At 34.2% G+C, this 19,216-nt stretch carries 19 protein-coding genes; 7 read left to right on the forward strand and 12 right to left on the reverse strand.

What is annotated here, in order from left to right; all coding sequences use genetic code 11:
* Window positions 1-33: 33 nt before the first annotated feature.
* Entirely contained in the window at window positions 34-750 is a 717-nt protein-coding gene (locus tag T367_RS0104115) for a ribonuclease H-like domain-containing protein (RefSeq protein ID WP_027418710.1), read from the forward strand.
* Here the strand turns inward: T367_RS0104115 and T367_RS0104120 are convergent.
* From T367_RS0104120 to purH, 7 genes are all read right to left on the reverse strand, one after another.
* Window positions 747-1,433: a CPBP family intramembrane glutamic endopeptidase gene (locus T367_RS0104120; protein ID WP_211252682.1), complete on the reverse strand. Its 687-nt coding sequence runs from the start codon at window positions 1,431-1,433 to the stop codon at window positions 747-749. The two genes, T367_RS0104115 and T367_RS0104120, sit on opposite strands and share 4 nt — an antisense overlap.
* Before the next feature lie 66 nt (window positions 1,434-1,499).
* Entirely contained in the window at window positions 1,500-2,888 is a 1,389-nt protein-coding gene (rodA, locus tag T367_RS0104125; RefSeq protein WP_027418712.1) for a rod shape-determining protein RodA, read from the reverse strand.
* Complete coding sequence (mrdA, locus tag T367_RS0104130) at window positions 2,885-4,759, reverse strand: penicillin-binding protein 2 (RefSeq protein WP_027418713.1); 1,875 nt, start codon at window positions 4,757-4,759, stop codon at window positions 2,885-2,887. The genes rodA and mrdA overlap by 4 nt, the downstream gene beginning before the upstream one ends.
* Window positions 4,756-5,274 (reverse strand): hypothetical protein, encoded by a 519-nt coding sequence (locus T367_RS0104135; protein WP_027418714.1) that lies wholly within the window; start codon window positions 5,272-5,274, stop codon window positions 4,756-4,758. The genes mrdA and T367_RS0104135 overlap by 4 nt, the downstream gene beginning before the upstream one ends.
* The gene (gene mreC / locus T367_RS0104140; protein WP_027418715.1) at window positions 5,264-6,103 is read right to left on the reverse strand and encodes a rod shape-determining protein MreC; all 840 of its coding nucleotides are present in this window, start codon (window positions 6,101-6,103) and stop codon (window positions 5,264-5,266) included. The genes T367_RS0104135 and mreC overlap by 11 nt, the downstream gene beginning before the upstream one ends.
* Before the next feature lie 52 nt (window positions 6,104-6,155).
* Window positions 6,156-7,181 (reverse strand): rod shape-determining protein, encoded by a 1,026-nt coding sequence (locus tag T367_RS0104145; RefSeq protein ID WP_027418716.1) that lies wholly within the window; start codon window positions 7,179-7,181, stop codon window positions 6,156-6,158.
* Between the two features lie 98 nt (window positions 7,182-7,279).
* A complete protein-coding gene (purH, locus tag T367_RS0104150; protein ID WP_027418717.1) occupies window positions 7,280-8,809 on the reverse strand; it encodes a bifunctional phosphoribosylaminoimidazolecarboxamide formyltransferase/IMP cyclohydrolase in 1,530 nt (509 codons plus the stop codon).
* A 361-nt stretch (window positions 8,810-9,170) separates the two neighbouring features.
* Here purH and T367_RS0104155 point away from each other — a divergent pair, with 361 nt between their 5' ends.
* A complete protein-coding gene (locus T367_RS0104155) occupies window positions 9,171-10,586 on the forward strand; it encodes an MBOAT family O-acyltransferase (protein WP_027418718.1) in 1,416 nt (471 codons plus the stop codon).
* A 2-nt stretch (window positions 10,587-10,588) separates the two neighbouring features.
* Window positions 10,589-11,617, forward strand: coding sequence for a hypothetical protein (locus tag T367_RS21315; protein WP_035842510.1), 1,029 nt, complete (start codon window positions 10,589-10,591; stop codon window positions 11,615-11,617).
* 16 nt (window positions 11,618-11,633) lie between these two features.
* Here the strand turns inward: T367_RS21315 and T367_RS0104165 are convergent, their stop codons facing one another.
* Window positions 11,634-12,215, reverse strand: coding sequence for a hypothetical protein (locus tag T367_RS0104165; RefSeq protein WP_027418719.1), 582 nt, complete (start codon window positions 12,213-12,215; stop codon window positions 11,634-11,636).
* A gap of 187 nt (window positions 12,216-12,402) precedes the next feature.
* Window positions 12,403-13,059: a T9SS type A sorting domain-containing protein gene (locus T367_RS0104170; protein ID WP_027418720.1), complete on the reverse strand. Its 657-nt coding sequence runs from the start codon at window positions 13,057-13,059 to the stop codon at window positions 12,403-12,405.
* A 91-nt stretch (window positions 13,060-13,150) separates the two neighbouring features.
* Here T367_RS0104170 and T367_RS0104175 point away from each other — a divergent pair, with 91 nt between their 5' ends.
* Window positions 13,151-13,906 (forward strand): outer membrane beta-barrel protein, encoded by a 756-nt coding sequence (locus T367_RS0104175; protein WP_027418721.1) that lies wholly within the window; start codon window positions 13,151-13,153, stop codon window positions 13,904-13,906.
* Window positions 13,907-13,958: 52 nt separating this feature from the next.
* Window positions 13,959-14,201 (forward strand): GlsB/YeaQ/YmgE family stress response membrane protein, encoded by a 243-nt coding sequence (locus tag T367_RS0104180; RefSeq protein ID WP_027418722.1) that lies wholly within the window; start codon window positions 13,959-13,961, stop codon window positions 14,199-14,201.
* A gap of 5 nt (window positions 14,202-14,206) precedes the next feature.
* On the opposite strand, the gene T367_RS21320 is transcribed toward T367_RS0104180, so the two are convergent.
* Window positions 14,207-15,505 (reverse strand): M23 family metallopeptidase, encoded by a 1,299-nt coding sequence (locus tag T367_RS21320; RefSeq protein ID WP_035842459.1) that lies wholly within the window; start codon window positions 15,503-15,505, stop codon window positions 14,207-14,209.
* Between the two features lie 120 nt (window positions 15,506-15,625).
* Between T367_RS21320 and T367_RS0104190 the strand changes: the two genes are divergently transcribed.
* Both T367_RS0104190 and T367_RS0104195 read left to right on the forward strand, forming a co-directional pair.
* Window positions 15,626-16,387, forward strand: coding sequence for an ABC transporter ATP-binding protein (locus T367_RS0104190; protein WP_027418723.1), 762 nt, complete (start codon window positions 15,626-15,628; stop codon window positions 16,385-16,387).
* A gap of 18 nt (window positions 16,388-16,405) precedes the next feature.
* Window positions 16,406-17,587 carry an ABC transporter permease gene (locus T367_RS0104195; protein ID WP_027418724.1) on the forward strand — a complete coding sequence of 394 codons (1,182 nt, stop codon included), beginning with the start codon at window positions 16,406-16,408 and terminating at the stop codon, window positions 17,585-17,587.
* A gap of 165 nt (window positions 17,588-17,752) precedes the next feature.
* Here T367_RS0104195 and T367_RS0104200 read toward each other — a convergent pair whose 3' ends face one another.
* A complete protein-coding gene (locus T367_RS0104200; RefSeq protein ID WP_035842461.1) occupies window positions 17,753-18,676 on the reverse strand; it encodes a DUF5777 family beta-barrel protein in 924 nt (307 codons plus the stop codon).
* Window positions 18,663-19,208, reverse strand: coding sequence for a YceI family protein (locus T367_RS0104205; protein ID WP_027418726.1), 546 nt, complete (start codon window positions 19,206-19,208; stop codon window positions 18,663-18,665). Before T367_RS0104205 ends, T367_RS0104200 begins: the two co-directional genes overlap by 14 nt.
* Window positions 19,209-19,216 lie beyond the last annotated feature (8 nt).

Genomic DNA, 19,216 nt, shown 5'->3' on the forward strand with positions numbered 1-19,216 from the left:
ATTTTCATTATCTTGAGAATTAAACCATTACCCATGCAGCTTAGAAAAATAAATATTGAAAAGGTACTATTTTTAGATATCGAAACGGTTCCAGAAGTTTACAACTTTAGTGATCTTGATGATGAAACCGCGGCATTATACACCCATAAAACAAAGTTTTTTCAAAAAGATGGACTGACGGCAGAGGATGTTTACGATCGTGCAGGTGTCTATGCCGAATTTGGTAAGATCGTTTGTATTTCTTGTGGCATCGTTCAAGATAAACCGGAAGGTCGAACCATTCGAATGAAATCTTTTGCTGGTGATGATGAAAAATTATTGCTCGAAGAATTTGCCGAATTATTGAACAAACACTATAATTCCCCTTATCACATTTTATGTGGCCATAATGCCAAAGAATTTGACTTTCCTTTTCTTGGAAGGAGGATGTTGATTCATGGAATTGATTTACCAGCAGCACTTGATATTGCAGGTAAAAAACCTTGGGAAATTAATCATTTAGACACAATGGAATTATGGAAGCTTGGCGATTATAAACATTATACGTCAATGAGTTTATTGTGTCATATTTTCAAAGTACCAACCCCTAAAGATGATATTTCAGGAGCAGATGTTGCACGTGTATATTACGAAGAAAATGACTTAGCAAGAATTGTTACCTATTGTCAAAAGGATGTAATTGCATTGATTCAATTATTTTTAAGGTTTAGAAATGATCCTCTTGTTTTAGAAGAAAATATTATCGATTAAAAGTTGAAACTGTAATATGCAATGATGATTTGACTTGCATTAATTAGAAAATGTAAAATAATCGGGTATTTAATATTCTTGAAATAGGTATAAACATAGCCTAAACAAATCCCCATAAATAGAATTGGTAAAAACTTGAGTGGTTGAAAATGTGTAATCGTAAAAATAAGTGCGGAGATTAAAATTGATGCGTTTACATTTCCTCCCGATTTCATCAAATTATGAATCAAAAACCCTCTAAAAACTAGTTCCTCACAAATTGCAGGTAACAATGCCATAATGAATAGCGTAAAAACCAGTTGAACAGGATCGCTGTGATATACCAATTTTTCTTGCATGGCATTGACTTCATCTTCATATAAAATAGCTGGATGTTCTGGAATCAAATTTCTGAGGGGTTCGTTCAATAACTGCAAAATATCCATTAGAAAATATCCCGCTATAAAGACGCCTAACGTAATTAAAAAAGGTTTTATACGTAATGCGCCAACATCTATAATTTCGTTGAAATTAGCCTTAACATAACGCATATAGAGCATCAAACTGATTAAGAAGCTAAATATTTGAAAGAATAGGGCACGGGTTAAGGTCATTCGAGGATCAGTCCAGTCAAATTGATCAACAGGTTCTGTTATAAATGGAGTAATGGCCAAGCCAAAAATAATTTCACCGACCCCAGACATTATAAATACAATTATTATAAACGCAACTAATTGGATAGGGGCTGATAAATCTTTAAGCATAAACTTTTATTGTAATACAATTTTACGTTCCGAATCTAATTTAATCAGTATAAAAATTAAAACTGAAAAAGACATCATCGAAGATCCTCCATAACTAAAGAAGGGCAAAGGAATTCCAATTACAGGGGCAAGACCAATTGCCATACCAACATTAATTAAGAAGTGATAGAAGAAAATCGAGCCAACACAATAGGCATATACCCTTGTAAAGTGTGATCTTTGCCGTTCAGCAATGACAACAATTTTCAACAATAAAAAGGTGTAAAGTGAAACCAGTAGAAAGGACCCAATAAAACCTCGTTCCTCCGACCATGTACAGAATATAAAATCTGTACTTTGCATTGGTACATGCTTTTGATGAGCGTTCGCTAATGTTGCTTGCTTATAACCTTTCCCAATAAAACCACCCGAGCCAATTGCAGCTTTTGCTCGGTTAATATTATAACCATCCCCATCAGGATCATCAATTTTTCCTAACAATAAATCAATTCGTACTTTTTGATGGGATTGCAGAATATTGCTGTATCCAACCTCAATAAAGTTGACAAAAATAACAGCGACTAATAAACTGCCAAAAAGAGATTTGTATAATGATTTCCTATTCCTTTTTAAAATAAAATTCTTGATTAACAAGGCAAAAATTCCAACCAGAACAACCAAGGTTATAATGATACCTGCCTTTCCGGAAAGTTTAATATCTGTTAATGGAAGTTCAAAACTTGAATCGGCAACCAATAAGGTTATTACTGCAATTATTATGGCGATAACCATAAATAACAACATATTTCCTGCATACCCTTCACGGTATAAAACCAGAATGAAAGAGGTGAAGATGATAAAGGTTCCAGCATCAGGTTGTAGCAATACTAATACACAAGGAATACCTAAAATTAAAGCGGTTTCTTTATTCTTTAAAATGAATGGTACCATTCCCCATAAATTGCTTAACCCTACTTTTTTATTGAAAGAGGATGCGCGATCAGAGAAACTATGCGCTTGATCAAAGAATCGTGACAAAGCCAATGCTACGCCAATTTTTGCAAATTCGGAAGGTTGGATACCGACACTGCCAAACCCGAACCACGAACGTGCACCGTTAATTGGAGGTGTGAATAATACGGCAACCAATAAGAACATCGTAAACCCGTAAAACCAGTAAGCATATTTTCGAATAAAGTTGGATTCTAAAAAAAGAATAACGATTCCAAAAAATAGCGATACACCAAACCACATAATTTGTTTACCATGTTCTGTATCTAAATTAAAGATGTTTGATTTTTCAGGATTGTAAACAGACGAATAGATATTAGAGATACCAAGAAGTACCAAGACGATATAGATGACGAACAAAGTCCAATCTATATTAGCAAATATTTTGTTTTCTTGATTTCTCATTTTTTAAGATAATCATCTTCGTCAGGAATTAGATTCGCTTCTAACACACGTGTTTCTTTTGCTTTATCCGATATTTCTCCTCGAATGAATTTTTCTATCATTAAGCTTGCAATAGGCGCTGCCCATGTTCCTCCAAACCCAGAATTTTCAACGTATACTGAAATAGCAATTTGTGGATTATCTTTTGGTGCAAATGCCATAAAGATCGAATGGTCTGTCATTTGGATTCGCTTTCCATGTACCATTTTAAAATTCTCTGCCGTTCCTGTTTTACCGCATACATTTAGACTGTCGATTCTTGCTCTTCTAGCTGTACCACCAGGCTCGTGAACTACGCGCCACATTCCGTCAATAACCGGTCTAAAGTAAGTCGTATCAATTGTTGTTTTAACTGGATTTGTATAGAGATCAGGTAAATATTCCCCTTCAATCTCTTTAATAAAATGAGGATAGAAAAACTGACCTCGATTTGCGATAGCTGCTGCAATATTCGCCATTTCAAGTGGTGTTGTTAGTACTTCACCTTGTCCAATTGAATTCGAATAAATTGTACTAAATGCCCAACGGTATTGTCCGTAAGGATTTCTTTTACTTGGGAATTCGTTGTCATAATATTCTCTTGTTGGCACTTTTCCTCGCACAACTGATGGAAGATCGGTATGTAAATCTTCGCCAATACCAAAACTCTTTACATGCTTCGCCCAAACATCCATTCCTAAGGCAGCATCCTTAAAGATACTTTTCACCTTTCCTGGTTGAATAATTCGTCGTGTTAAACTAATAAAGTACGGATTACAAGACATTTTAACACCGTCAGAAACGTTGCGGGCAGTTGGATGATTATGACAACCCGAAAGACTTCTATTACATGCAAAACTCGAATTTTCAGTAATTGCGCCTGTTTGCATGCCGACTAATGCCATCAACGTTTTAAAAGTTGATCCTGGAGGGTTTTTAGAGCTAATAGAACGATTGTATAATGGCAAAAGAGTATCCTGTTGTAATTTCGTATAGTTCTTGCTTAGATGTCTACCAACTAATAAATTTGGATCATAATCTGGCGCAGATATCATGGCTAGAATTTCACCGGTAGATGGCTCAATTGCAACAATACTTCCTAATTTATTTTTCATTAACTCTTCGCCATAAGCCTGTAGTTCCCAATCGAGCGTTAAAGTAATATTCTTTCCTTGCACGGCAAGGGTATCATATTTACCGTCTTCATACCTACTCGTTGGAATTCCAATTGCATCTTGCAAATAGTATTTTACACCTCTTTGGCCACGGAGATAATTCTCATACATTTTTTCAATTCCGCTTCGTCCAATATAATCTCCCGGTTTATAGTATCTATCTTTTTCAATATCCGCCGGACTGGCTTCGTTCATATAACCTAAAACATGAGATGCAATTTTTTTAGGATAAACTCTCAATGTTCTTGCAACCTCAAAAAAGCCAGGGTACTTGTATAATTCTGGCGCAATTAAAGCGAATTCGTTGGGTGGAATTTGTCGAACTATTTCAGAAGATTTTCGGTAAGAATAATCTTTTGCAGCCGCCATTTTCTCAGAATACTTCTCTATTGTAATATCTAATAATTTGGCCAGTTTAAAGCTGTCAACATCCTTAACTTGTTTGGGAATTACATGAATATCATAGTAAATTTCATTCGATATAATCTTTACATTATTTCTATCATACACAATTCCACGCGCAGGATAAGTAGATATTTTATTCTCAGAAATTTGTGCAGCCCTTTCTTTCCATTGTCCATCTACCACTTGCATATAAAAGAGGCGAACAGTGAAAGTCACTGAGATTAATAGAAAAACAAGTGCAATTGTATATTTTCGATTGTCTAAATTTCTCATTTTTTAGTTGGCTTGTAAAAAATATATTGAAATAAGATAATTAGTAATAACGAAAATATCGAACTGAATATTGTTTTCAAAAGAATGAAGAAAAATTGGTCAAACTTCAAAATCTCGATCGTAAAGAACCAGATATGATGCATGGCAATTAAAATACTTGCATAGGAAAGGAACCAAAGTTTTCCCATGTCATGTATACTTGGTAAAAGTGTTGTATCATAACTATCGCGTGGTTCAATTAATTTTAAAACAGTAGGACGCAGATAGCCAATAATTAATGCCGCCGAAGTGTGTAAACCAAAAGTATTACTCATCGCATCCACAGAAACACCCAATACCAAAGCGATTAACATGGTGACCAAGATGTTCAATTCAAAAGGCAACATCATAATCATTACTGGATAAATCATCGGATTTAAATAAGTATTGATTTCAATATTATTAATAACCAGTCCTTGAATGAGGACTACCAATATAAAATTGATGCAATATATAATCCAAGTATTAGTTTTCATCTGCTGACAATATTCTATCTTCTATTTCAAGTTGTTCACCTTTCATTAAATTTCTGATAATGTAGACTTGATAAATTGCATTATAGTTAACGCCTAATTCAACATTTAAGGACATTGATTGTTCTCCATCTACCGCAGTTTGCTCAGCGATTGTTCCAACAAAAATACCTTCAGGAAATTGCGTTGCGCCACCTCGTGTAATTACTGTATCCCCAACATTAAAAATTGCATCTCTTTTTACATTTTTTATTTGTGCATAATCACTGTTTATGCCGTCCCAATAAAGCAACCAAAATTCGTTATTTGTTTTAAGTTTTACATTGAGCTGGCTATGGTTTGACAAAGCAGTCATAACTATAGAATAATGGTCAGAAACATCAACAACAATTCCAACAGCCCCAATTGGCGAAATAACACCCATTCCCGTTTCAATTCCTTGAATAGCACCTTTGTTTAATGTCAAATAATTATTCTGCTTATTACTTGATGAGTTGATAACTTTGGCAGGGATGTATTCGTATTGCTTGCGATACAATGTGTCCTCAATCGAATAAAGTCGATCTTGTAATTGGTAGAAACTTTCAGGTAAATTTGCTCTCAATCGCGCATTTTCGGCTTGTAATTGCTCGTTGGCATCAATCAAGTTAAAATGCTGCGTAATATTATGTCTTTTCTCAATAAACCAGCCAACTGTGCTAGATGAGGTATTGACCATCTTTGATTTATGGTAGTTTTTACTATTGAAGAAGAAAGTTAAAACGATGACCTGTAAGATTAGAAAGATTAAAAAATCTCTAAACCGTTTTAAAAATTCAAATAAATTTCGCATTTCTCTTTCTCCAAATAAGGGTCATTACCTTTTGATATAATTCAACAGTTGATTATCTCATTAAGAACTGGAATCGACCGATATTTTTAAGGGCGATACTTGTTCCTCTCGCAACTGCTCTCAACGGATCTTCTGCAATGTGAATAGGTAATTTAGTTTTCTCAGAAATTCTAGAATCTAATCCTCTCAACATTGATCCTCCACCTGCTAAATAAATACCTGTTTTATAAATATCAGCAGATAATTCTGGCGGTGTCATTTCTAACGCATTAAGAATTGCCTCTTCAATTTTTGAGATACTTTTATCAAGTGCATGTGCCACTTCAGAATAAGTAATAGAGATTTCTTTAGGAATACCTGTCATTAAATCTCGTCCACGAACCGCGAATGGTGGTGGAGCTTTATCGCCTAGATCAGTTAAGGCAGAACCAACTTCAATTTTAATTTGCTCAGCTGTACGCTCACCAACTAAAATATTGTGTTGTCTACGCATGTATTCTTCAATGTCTTTAGTAAAGTCGTCACCGGCAACACGAATTGATTTATCACAAACAATACCGCCTAATGCAATGACTGCAATTTCAGATGTACCACCGCCTATATCAATAATCATATTACCCATTGGCTCTTCAACATCAATTCCAATTCCAATAGCAGCAGCCATAGGTTCGTGAATCAAAAACACTTCTTTTGCACCGGCGTGCTCAGCACTATCTCTTACGGCTCTTTTTTCAACCTCCGTAATACCAGAAGGTATACAAACAACCATTCTTAATGAAGGACTGATTAATCTGTTTCCTGTATGGATCATTTTAATCATGCCTCGAATCATTTGTTCGGCAGATTCAAAATCAGCAATAACACCATCCTTTAACGGGCGAATAGTTTCGATTAATTTATGCGTTTTACCGTGCATTTGTTGTGCTGTTTTTCCAATAGCTACAAACGCCCCAGTTTGTATATCCCTTGCAACAATCGAGGGTTCATCTACTACTACCTTATCATTCATGATAATTAGTGTATTTGCAGTACCCAAGTCAATTGCAATTTCACGTGTTAAAAAATCAAATAGCCCCATTCGATGTTATTATTTCCGATTTAATTTATTTTAAGTCACTCTTATATACTGATAAGTAACACATAAGGTTACCTTATCTAAATTCTCTGTTTAATTTACTAGTGTTTAAAATGTCTATTCCCAGTAAATACCATGCTCATTCCAACTTTATTACAATAATCAATCGACAATTCATCTTTAATAGATCCGCCTGGTTGAACAACAGCAGTGATTCCTGCATTAAAAGCTATTTCAACACAATCTGGAAATGGGAAAAATGCATCTGAAGCCATAACTGCTCCTTTTAAATCCATATTAAACGATTGCGCTTTATGAATCGCTTGATTTAACGCATCAACACGTGAAGTTTGTCCTGTTCCACTTGCTAAAAGTTGTCCATTTTTTGCTAAAACAATTGTATTCGATTTTGTATGCTTTACCAATTTATTGGCAAATTCTAAATCCGTTAATTCTTGCGCTGTAGGTGCAGTCGTTGTACGTGTCTCAAAATTTACTTTTAGATCCGTAATTGTATCTTTATCTTGTTCAAGTACCCCGTTTAAGATTGTACGAAATTGTTTTTTAGGTAACTCCACATCTTTTTGAACGAGTATTACTCTATTCTTCTTTTCTTTCAAAATTGGCAATGCATCTTCATCATATTTCGGTGCAATTACAACTTCACAAAACAAAGTATTAATTTCTTCGGCAGTTGCCTTGTCAATTGTTGTATTGGAAATTAATATTCCTCCAAAAGCTGAAACTGGATCACCTGCTAAAGCATCAAGATAAGCCGCTTTGATTGTTGAACGTGTTGCCAAACCACAAGCGTTATTGTGTTTTAATATAGCAAAAGTTGGATCACTGTTTTTGAAATCAGCCATCAATTGAACTGCCGCATCAACATCTAATAAATTATTATAAGAAAGTTCTTTCCCGTGTAATTTATCAAAAATGGCATCTAATTCACCATAAAACACACCTTTTTGATGTGGATTTTCTCCATATCTTAAAACTTGCGATTGCCCAATACTCTGTTTAAACACATCTTTCTCTCCTTGATTGAAGTAATTAAAAATATGTGTGTCGTAATGCGAAGAAACTTCAAATGCCGAACGGGCAAATGCTTTTCTCTCCGCTAATGTCGTACTTCCATCTCCTTTTGTGATGATTTGCTCGAAAGTTTCATATTCACTTTGAGAAGGAATGATTACTACATCATTATAATTTTTTGCAGCAGCTCTAATTAATGAGATACCACCAATATCAATTTTTTCAATAATATCCGCCTGACTTGCGCCTGAAGCTACAGTCGCTTCAAAAGGATAAAGATCTACGATTACTAAATCTAAATCTGGAATTTCAAACTCTGCTGTTTGCTCTTGGTCTTGCGCATTATCTCTTCTAGAAAGGATTCCTCCAAATACTTTTGGATGTAAGGTCTTTACTCGACCACCTAAAATTGAAGGATATGAAGTTAAATCTTCAACACGCTCAACTTTAATTCCAAGTTCTTCGATAAATTTCTGAGTTCCTCCAGTCGAATAAATAGTTACACCTAATTCGTCTAGTCTTTTTACGATTGTATCTAATCCACTTTTGTCAAATACTGAAATTAGCGCATTCTTGATACTTTTTTGGTCTGCCATCTTCTGTTTAAATACGGGTTTACTATAAGTCTTACTAGGACTGTTCAATACCAAAAAAGTTAAATGAACAATAATTCAAAAAAGGAAATGGTGAAGTCAAGTCAAGCAAGAGTACAAATTTATGCTTTTATAAGGTATTAGCCATTGAATTATAAATAAAAAACAGCAATTTTTTAATAAATGTGGCATTTTGTTAATTATTCGTGTGAAATCTCATGATAATTGAAGGAATTAGAATTATTTTATGCCAGATTTTAAGTGTTACGTGTTGGATAAGTGATAGATTTTTTAAAGCGTAATATTTTTAATTTAACTTTACGATTTATAATAAATACGTTCGAATAGGCGTCAATAGTTAGGCATGTTATTTAATTCTTTCGATTTTATTCTCTTTTTACCTACGGTGTTAATTCTATATTTTCTAACACCGCATAAATTCAGATGGATTTTATTATTGGCTGCGAGCTATTTTTTCTATATGTCGTGGAAAGTAGAATACATTTTTTTGATCCTCTTTTCAACCTTGGTTGATTATTTCATTGCATTAAAAATGGAGAGAATTAATCAAAAAAAGAAACGATTACCATGGTTGTTAATGAGTATCGCAACTAATTTGGGACTTTTATTCTTTTTTAAGTACTATTCGTTCGCAACAAATAATGCGAACGGCATGTTTCAATCTTTTGGAATTGATTTTAATTTTCCACACCTCGATTTTCTTTTACCTGTTGGTATTTCATTCTATACTTTTCAAACTTTAAGTTATTCAATTGATGTTTACAATGGACGACAACAGGCGGAAAGACATTTGGGGTATTTTGCTTTATACGTCTCTTATTTTCCGCAGTTAGTGGCCGGTCCGATAGAGCGTTTTTCGCAGTTAACACCACAATTAAAAAAGAAACATACTTTAGAATATGATAATGTAGCCAATGGCATGCGCTTAATTCTGTATGGTTTATTCATAAAAATGGTGATTGCTGATAATATTGGCACATTTGTCGATCAAATTTATGCCGACCCTACAATTCATTCTTCACTCGAAATTTTAACGGGAATGTTTATGTATTCATTCCAAATTTACAGTGATTTTTATGGTTATTCGTTGGTTGCAATTGGAGCAGCTTTGATTATGGGTGTCCGTTTAATGGATAATTTCAAAACGCCTTATCTATCAATTAATATTGCGGAATTTTGGCAACGTTGGCATATCTCTTTGTCTACTTGGTTTAGAGATTATGTCTATTTTCCTTTGGGAGGAAATCGTGTTAAATGGGCCAGATGGATATTCAATATTTTTGTTGTTTTTATTGTAAGTGGGATATGGCATGGTGCAAATTGGACTTTCATAATTTGGGGTGCTCTATATGGTATTGTCTATTTAATAGAATCCATTTTGAATAAACAATTGAAATTATCGAATGATATTAAACCGTTTTCTGTTAGACACATTTTAATGGCAATTAAAACGTTTGTTTTGGTCACTTTTATTTGGGTGTTTTTTAGAAGCCAAAGTTTGGACGAAGCCTTGTTCATCTTTGAGAATTTAGGTCGTAATTTTGATATGGAGAGCAATAATTTTATCATACCGAATACCGTTTGGATCTTCTTGTCGTTATTTTTATTGAGTGATATTTTATTGTACAACAAGCGTTTTGATTCATGGGTTGGCCAGAAGAATGGCATCATTCGTTGGAGTATTTATTCTATTTTGATTTTTGCCATTATCGTTTTTTCTGGTGTTGAGAATCATCCATTTATTTATTTTCAATTTTAAATATGGAGAACGGGATATTAAAACGAATCGGATTTAAAGTATTATTACTTGCAATTTTGTTGGTAGGGATGAATTATATTTATCAATATTTCTTTTTCAAAGCTGATCTAACAAAATATTCTGATATCGCTGAGCAAGTCAATTCGTTGCCGCAGAATGTTGATATAATATACCTCGGAGAATCATCTAACGTCACATATTTAGAAAAGGATAGGGACAAACGGGCAATTTCTGAATTTATCAATGAATATTTACCGGACTTAGATGTCGTTGACATTACTAAACCTGCTAGTCATAGCGGAATTTATTACGCGATTTTGAATCAAATTCCTGCTAAAAATGAGGCCAAAACAGTAATTGTTACTTTAAATTTAAGGTCATTTAACGCGCAATGGATTTATTCGGATTTAGAAACCCCACTGCAGAGAGGCTTAGTATTGATGCGTAACAATTCACCTTTAGTCAATAGGTTAATGTTGTCTTTTAAGGATTATGATATCAAGTCGAAACAAGAAAGAGAAAGACAATTTAAAGGGCAATGGTTAGCGGATGAATTTAAAGTACCATTTCCATTTCCTCATAAAAACGTTAAGGACTGGGATTATTGGCAAGCGATGAATCCTATCAAAGATTCTTCAGGAAATATTGATCAATATCAAACGATCATTACCACGCAATTTATTAAGACTTATGGTTTTCAAATTGATACGTTAAACAATCCTCGAATTCAAGATTTTGATGCAATTGTTGCTTTAGCGAAACAAAGGAATTGGAATTTAGTATTTAATTTAATGGGCGAGAACACGGAGAAAGCTGAAAGATTAGTCGGTGAAGAATTGGTTTATTTTATGCGTGAAAACCGCGACTTATTGGTCAATTATTATGGTCGCAAAGGGGTAGTGGTAGTTGATAATTTAGAAACCGTTCCGGATAGTTTATATGTGGATAAGGATTTCCCTACCGAGCATTATGCTGAAAAGGGTCGAAAAGACATTGCTAAAAATGTCGCAAACGCGATAAAAAATGACTAGAGAATTCATTTAGATTTTAATCTAAATTCCCATTATGACCTAAGCCAATTTGTACACCGAAGTTTAATCTATACGGTTCTTTTAATTTTGTTCCGTCACCTCCTGAGAAAGCAAGTCCTTCATAATTAGCATAAATTGATAAGCGACCAAACCTCAGTGCTGGACCAATTCTATAACCAACGCCATTTTTTTGAATGGTTAAATCATTATTGTATGCTTGGTCAACTTTTAAAATATGATGAAAAGTTGGACCGCCTTCAATGGCTAATGGACCAGGCAATTCTATACCAAAAATCAAAGGAACTTCAATTCGATGGTAACTAATTTTAGATTTGTCAATATCGTTTAACTCGCCTTGTCTAAAAAGGTAAAGGGCTTCTGGGCGAAAGTAAACAATGTTTTTTTGGAAAAGTAAATAGGCTCCAGCTTCGTATCCTAAAACATTATCACCTCTCAATTCTCCTTCAATTTCATCTTGACTTATATAAATATTGCCAGTACCAATACCTGCTTTTATACCTATGCCAACTTGGGCAAAAGTGGGGTGCGCAAGTAATACTATTGCTGCTAAAATGATTTTGCTTGTTAAATTTTTCATAATCGACTCTTTTAATATTGTGATTATACCATTCACAAATTTAGTTCCATTAAGGGTGTGTATTCGTAAATAATTCGATAAGTAATTGTAAATCAATTGTTATTTAATTAATGACAACGGGTTAGTCGCTCGATGTTTAAGAAAGTGCTGTGATATTTCACCCCATTGATGGGGATAAATTCGTTAACTAATTATGTGCAATCTTTTGAGTAATAGCTTGCCCATCTTCCTTACGAATTACGGCTATATATATACCCGGAGGAAAATCTCTAAATGAGATAGCTGTAATTGGCGTCAATTCATCCTGGAACATCAATTGACCACCATAATTGTAAATTTCGATAAGACCCACAAAAGCGCTATTTAACACAAAGACAGTGAGGCTTTCATTTTGAAAATTAATTTTGACCTCAGGGCCAGCAGGTAATTTACCTGTTTCAGTTACGGTATAAATAAAAGTAACCGTATCACTCATTTCTGGCAATTGTGGTGAGGTTACTAAGTATCTAACTTTCCCTGTACCTATTGATTCGTTCACGGATAAGTTAATCGATATAAAAGCCTCTTCGTTAGGTGCTAGATTACCCAATAATCCGAATTCATTCAAATGATTAAAGCAGTATAAATTTGTGCATAAAGTTATGCTCCAATCTTTATTAAAATCATGATCAACTAAGGCATATTCAAGCTCAATATTCGATTTGGTTGTGTTTTTAAGATATATATACTCGGTATTATAATAAGTTGAAGCGACTACGATATCAACTTTCTGGCCTGGAGAATAGGTGATTTCTTGGGACCAAGCTAAATTTCCTATGAAAAGTATGATAAAAAGGAATTTCATATTGATTTAGAACGTTTGAAGGATAAAATTATTACAACAATTTAGATAATAATCATAATCTAAATGAGTTAACGTGGTTAAAGATTTTATAATGAAAGTAAGTGTTTTTTTAATTGTATTATTTTCAATGACTACAATATTTGCGCAACGTTTGCAGGTTGGAATGAAGGTAGGCGCTGGACTCAGTTTTTTTCATAAAGGTGAATCGACATACGAGAACAAACTTTATGGAACGACACCTCAATTTGGAGAAACACTTTCATTGCCCGTGCTATTGCGGTTTAATAAACTTTGGTCGTTGCGAACTGGAATAGGCTACCAGAGAAAAGTTTACAAATTTAAATTGAACAATTTTGATTTTCCTCAACTCAAATCCAACGGTGGGTTTTATATGGGATCTGATATTATTGCGTGGCAGATCCCAATAATTGGTAGATTAGAAATTCCAACAAATAAAAAATTTAAATGGTCGTATGAAGTAGGTGTTATTTTAACAAAAGGATTGCCGACTTCGCTAAGTTCTGGATCAGATTGGGAACCGCGATATAGCGGAGAGGATGTTTTATATTATAAATTTTCTCGTAATTCGAACAATTTCGACCCTTATAAAACTTTCGAATTGATGTTGGGAATTAACTATACAATCTATAAAGATAAAATTAGGCGACATGAATTTTCTGCGTCATTCGAATATGGCTTGAATGCGATTCCTTCTCAATCTTTTAAAGGGTATCTGGCAAATAATGATGAAATTAAATATTACGAAGCAGATATTCAACCGGAATTATCTACTTTAAAAATAACCTATACTTTCTATCCCACTTGGTGGAGTTTTTGGAAGAAATAAGGCGATTTTGATAATAATCCATATCTTAACTCAAAATTATAAAATATAAATTATGGGTTGGATAGCATCTTTAATTATTGGAGGAATAGCTGGTTGGTTAGCCGGACTGATTATGAAGTCTAAATCGGAAGGTGTAGTATGGAATATCTTACTTGGTATTGTAGGAGGTTTTGCTGGCGGATGGCTTTTCAGTTTAGTAGGACTTTCAGGATCATCAGGATGGATAGGATCTATCATTACAGCAACAATCGGCGCTGTAATTCTAATTTATGTATTCAGAAAAATATCTAAATAAAGCAACTACATAAAAGGTTCTTCGATGTAAGGTGTCACCTTCATCGAATCTAGTTTCGCTTTGATTGGGGCGATATATTCTAAATAATGTGGTAATAACGAATCTACCATCGGAACAGAAGAAGGGAACTTCTCTGCGCGGTGATTAATTTGTTTGCCATTTTTCCAGAATCTATAACAAACATGTGGACCAGTTGCAAGACCAGTACTTCCTACATATCCAATAGTTTGCCCTTGTTTTACATAAGTTCCTTTTTTGATACCTGCTGCAAATCCTGTCATATGCAAATACTGTGTGGTGTAAGTATCGTTGTGTTTTACTTTTACATAGTTACCGTTCCCTCTAGTATACGCTGCTGCTATCACAGTTCCATCTGCTGTTGACATAATTGGTGTTCCTTTCGGAGCTGCATAATCTGTTCCTAAATGTGCTTTCCATCTTTTTTGAACCGGGTGAAAACGTCTTCCACTAAATCCAGAACTTATTCTAGAATATTGAACTGGCGCCATTAAAAATGGACGTTTCATTTCTTTGCCTTCTTCATTGAAATAGCCCACTTTATTCGTTGCTGAATCAATCATATATTCAAAGGCGTAAAACTCATTCCCCTGGTGATTGAACCAAGCTGCAGAAATTCCACCTACCGAATAAGGCAAGCCATCCACAGACTTTTCATCATAAATTACTTTAAACTCATCTCCAGGGTGTAATTTAAAGAAATCGATGGTCCATGCAAAAACGCCAGCAATATATTCTGCCATTTCTCCAGTCATATTAATATTCTTAATCTGCTGATCAAGGGCGAATGTTAGGTTCGAATTTTTGATAATTTCACCCGACATAATATGTTCAGTAATCATATTTGGTTTTGATCGTTTCTCAACTTCTATAGAGTCAGTAAACGTAAACACTACATAATCAACCAAATTCATAGGGTAAATACAATATTGTACTTTATTTGAAGTATCCTTTAATCCTGATAAAATAATATATGGAGTTCCTTCTTTAACATATCTTAAACCAACAGTCGAATCTGCAGCAAGGTCTGCCGCTTGATTGATATCCCATTGCGAAACCCCATAAGGAGCAAGCATGTGACTAAGCGTCCAATTTGGCTGAACAGTATCTCTAACAACACGAAAAGAATCGAGGGTAAACCCATATTCAATAACGGGAGGAATGATAATAACGGTGTCTTGCTTAACTTGAACAGTTTGAGAGTTGCTTTTTGTTCCGCATGAAGCAATTATAAAGCTAAAAGAGCAAATAATAATAGCAGATAGTACTTTGAGGTTGAAGGGCATTAATTTCAGTTTTTACAAAAATAGAAACTTAAAGTATGTGAAAAACAGTTTTGTCAACGACTTTATCAAAACATTAATGTTAGTTTTGAACACTGACTTTTACAGAATAAGATAGCAAAGATGATTAAAGTTCAAAATTTATCAAAACAGTTCAAGCTGAACAAGAAACAGCGAAAAGAATCCAACGCAACTGGAGATTATGCAGTTGCAGTTGACAAAATTTCATTTGAATGTCAACCAGGAAGAATATTTTCACTTTTAGGACCAAATGGAGCGGGTAAAACTACGACATTAAGAATGATTTCTACGATGGTATCTCCAAGCTCAGGTTCTGCCGAAATTGCAGGATATGATATTGTTAAACAAGCCAAAGAAGTGCGAAAAAATATTGGTTTTTTGACAGGGTCCACAGGTTTGTATGAAAGATTGACGCCAGATGAGGTGTTGAAATATTTTGCTGACTTAAACGACGTTTCTAAATCGGATTTTGCAGAAAGAAAAGAGCGTTATTATGACCTGTTGGATATGCATGATTTTAAGAATAAAAAAATTGGTGAATTGTCAACAGGAATGAAACAGAAGGTTTCTATTACTAGAACAATGATTCATGATCCTTCTGTCGTTGTTTTTGACGAACCAACTTCAGGACTTGACGTGATCACTGCAGAAAACATTATTAAACTAATTCGAGATTGTAAAACAGCAGGTAAAACTGTAATCTTTTCATCTCATATTATGTCGGAGGTTGATTTGTTATGCGATGACTTGGCTATTATCAATAAAGGAAAATTGCTTTATACGGATACAATGAAAAATTTCAGAGCACAAATGCAAACGGAATCGTTGACCGAAGAATTTATACGAATTGTTAGAGAAAATTAAAATTGATCCATTTTTAAGATGAAAAAGATATTAATTGTTGCCAAAAAAGAATTTCTCGACACTTTTCGAGATAAAAGAACGCTAGTAAGGATGATTCTGATTCCATTATTGGCTTTTCCATTAATTATAAATATAATGACAACGGTGCAATCTTCAGAAATGGAGAAAGCAGCAGCGAAAGAATTAAAAATTGGTTACGTGTTGAACAATCAGTCGTCTGAAATGATCGATAGTTTAGCCATGTCTCCAAATTATAATTTTATTGCCTATACAGATACGGCAGCTTTAAGAGCAGATGTTGTTAGTCAAGAAATTAATTTGGGAATTGGACTTACACCAACCTTTGATGATGACTTTAATGCAGGTAATCAAGCAAGTTTTGATTTGTTTTATCGTCAAGCAGACTCTGAAGAGTACGACCGATTTAATGTATTGCTTGAAAAACAAGAAGAGCGTTTGATCAATAAACGACTGTCTGAAAAGTCATTGGCTCCTATGTTTATTAAACCGATAAAGATTAATTTACTTAACCAAAGTTCACTAAAAGAGGTAATTGGTAAATACGCTGGTGGAATTCTACCATATTTATTTATGGCCTTTTGTTTTATGGGTTGTATGTTGCCGGCTATTGATTTATTCGCTGGGGAGAAGGAAAGAGGAACGCTTGAGACTTTATTGACAACACCAGTGAATCGTTTGCACATATTATTAGGTAAAATGATAGTTGTTACTGCTTTTGGATTGATTAGTGCCACCGTCGCACTAATAGGTTTGTTTTTAAGTCTTAAAATGGTGAAAGAAGGAGGCGAGATGATGGATGTGATTAGTGGCATGTTGTCAACAGAATTGATCCTAACTTTGTATGTCTTATTAATTCCTTTGGCTATTTTCTTTGCGGGAATTATGATTCCAATTTCAGTTTATTCAAGATCTTTTAAAGAAGCGCAAAGTATTTTAACGCCATTAAACATGGCAGTTATCTTACCTGCAATGGTCGGGTTTATTCCAGGAATAGAATTGAACGCAACATTGGCTTTTGTTCCAATTGTGAATGTTGTTCTTGCTACCAAAGCGATAATTGCTGGAAATATTGAGATGATTCCTTTAGCGATTACGTTTATCACCTTAATTGCATTGGCTGCGATAGCCGTTTTCATCTCTGTTCGTCAGTTCGGAAAAGAAACAAATGTGTTGAGATAAGGAGCTGATTCTAATTTAAGAAAATCAAAAAAACATAGTAAATGAAGTGGTTCGACTTAGGTTGAGCCACTTTTTTATATTTACTAATCTGCGAATTAATCTTTCACCTTGTTTAAGCAAGGCTTGTTGAGGTAGATGCTATTAATAAGATAAGTTGGGTGTGGATTAAAGATCTTTAAATTCTTTAGGTTTAATGAGTGTAAAAACACGCGTAACATTAAACCCAAAGTGAATATCACCTTTTAGCCAATTACCTGTTGTTTCACCAATCAGGTATTTTTCTGTCATCCCTCTGCTATTTGTAATGTGCAATTGAAAAACGTGACCGCCAGTTTCAATGTCTATTCCTACCGATAATGAGTTTTGAACTTTTTCTCCGCCAATTGTACTTTCAATTTGGCCTGAAGGAATAAAATAATATTCCGCATTCAAGCGAAGGGATTTTGTTAAGCGAATTGATGTTGCTGCACCCATAGAAAAAACGGTATTCTTATCCTTCGCTGTTTTTACTAAATTTCTATGAACGATGGTAGGCATTAATTGAATTGAAAAAAGGTTAGAAAATTTTCTTGCCAATAAAACCGAATGATGATAGTATAATCGGCTAGAAAAAAAATTTTCCCGATCTGGTTCAGGCCAAGCTTGAGAGTTGATATAAATACTACTCACCCATGTTGCGGTGATTGGAAAGTTTTCTGCACCGGATTTTTGTTTCAGCAATTTCCACTTGAAGGTGCCATCATATGTTTTTTGATAAGATGATCTACCAAAACCGATATTCATATTGTCGGTTAGTCCATAATCAAAACCAAAACGAATGGTAGCATTGTCTATTCCAAACATTTCTTGATACCCACCGTTAATTCTGCCGAATCTATGACCAATTGTCGATTGTAAAACACCTTTCGCGTTTGTTTCAACCGAATGGCCGCTGACCACTTTGGTTGATTTGAATGTTGCAATTGTATAATCTACAGCAGGTTCATCAGTTTCAAGTAAATCCAATAAATCGTCTTGCGCCCAAGCGGCATTTAATGTTGAAATAATGATGATTGCTAAACAGAAAAACTTTGATTTATACTGGCTCATAAGTCATTTTAACTCTAATTTCAATACTATTACTGATGTTATTTTTAACGGTTGATGGTATTTCAATTTTGAAATCACTTAAATTAATTAGAAAGGTTGAAGTTGCTTCAATATCACCCGCAGCATTTTTTAGAATGAATCCTTTGACAGTGATCTCTTTAGATTCTCCGTGAATGGTTAAAGTACCTGTAACTGTAAACTCAGTAGGCTTTGTTGTGAGCTTTGCAACATCAAAATCTATAATACTGCCTTTAAAATTAGATTTAGGAAACTTATCACTTTCAACATACTTTTCGTTAAAATGTTCTTGCATTAAGGCTTTTTCAAATGTAAAAGCTTTCATAAGCATTGTAAATGCAAGGTCACCATTAGTGACATTAATTGCACTAGAAACTTGATTGTTTACAGCCTCTATATTCTCTAAAGTAGCTTCTGAATGAAAAGTTACTTTTCCACTTCGCGTCATTACCTTTTGACTCATAGCTATGCTACTAAATCCGATTAAAAAGGCTAAAATTGCTATTCGTTTCATCGTTTAAT

This window comes from Crocinitomix catalasitica ATCC 23190 (assembly GCF_000621625.1).
In the GTDB taxonomy this organism is placed as follows: Bacteria; Bacteroidota; Bacteroidia; order Flavobacteriales_D; family Crocinitomicaceae; genus Crocinitomix; species Crocinitomix catalasitica.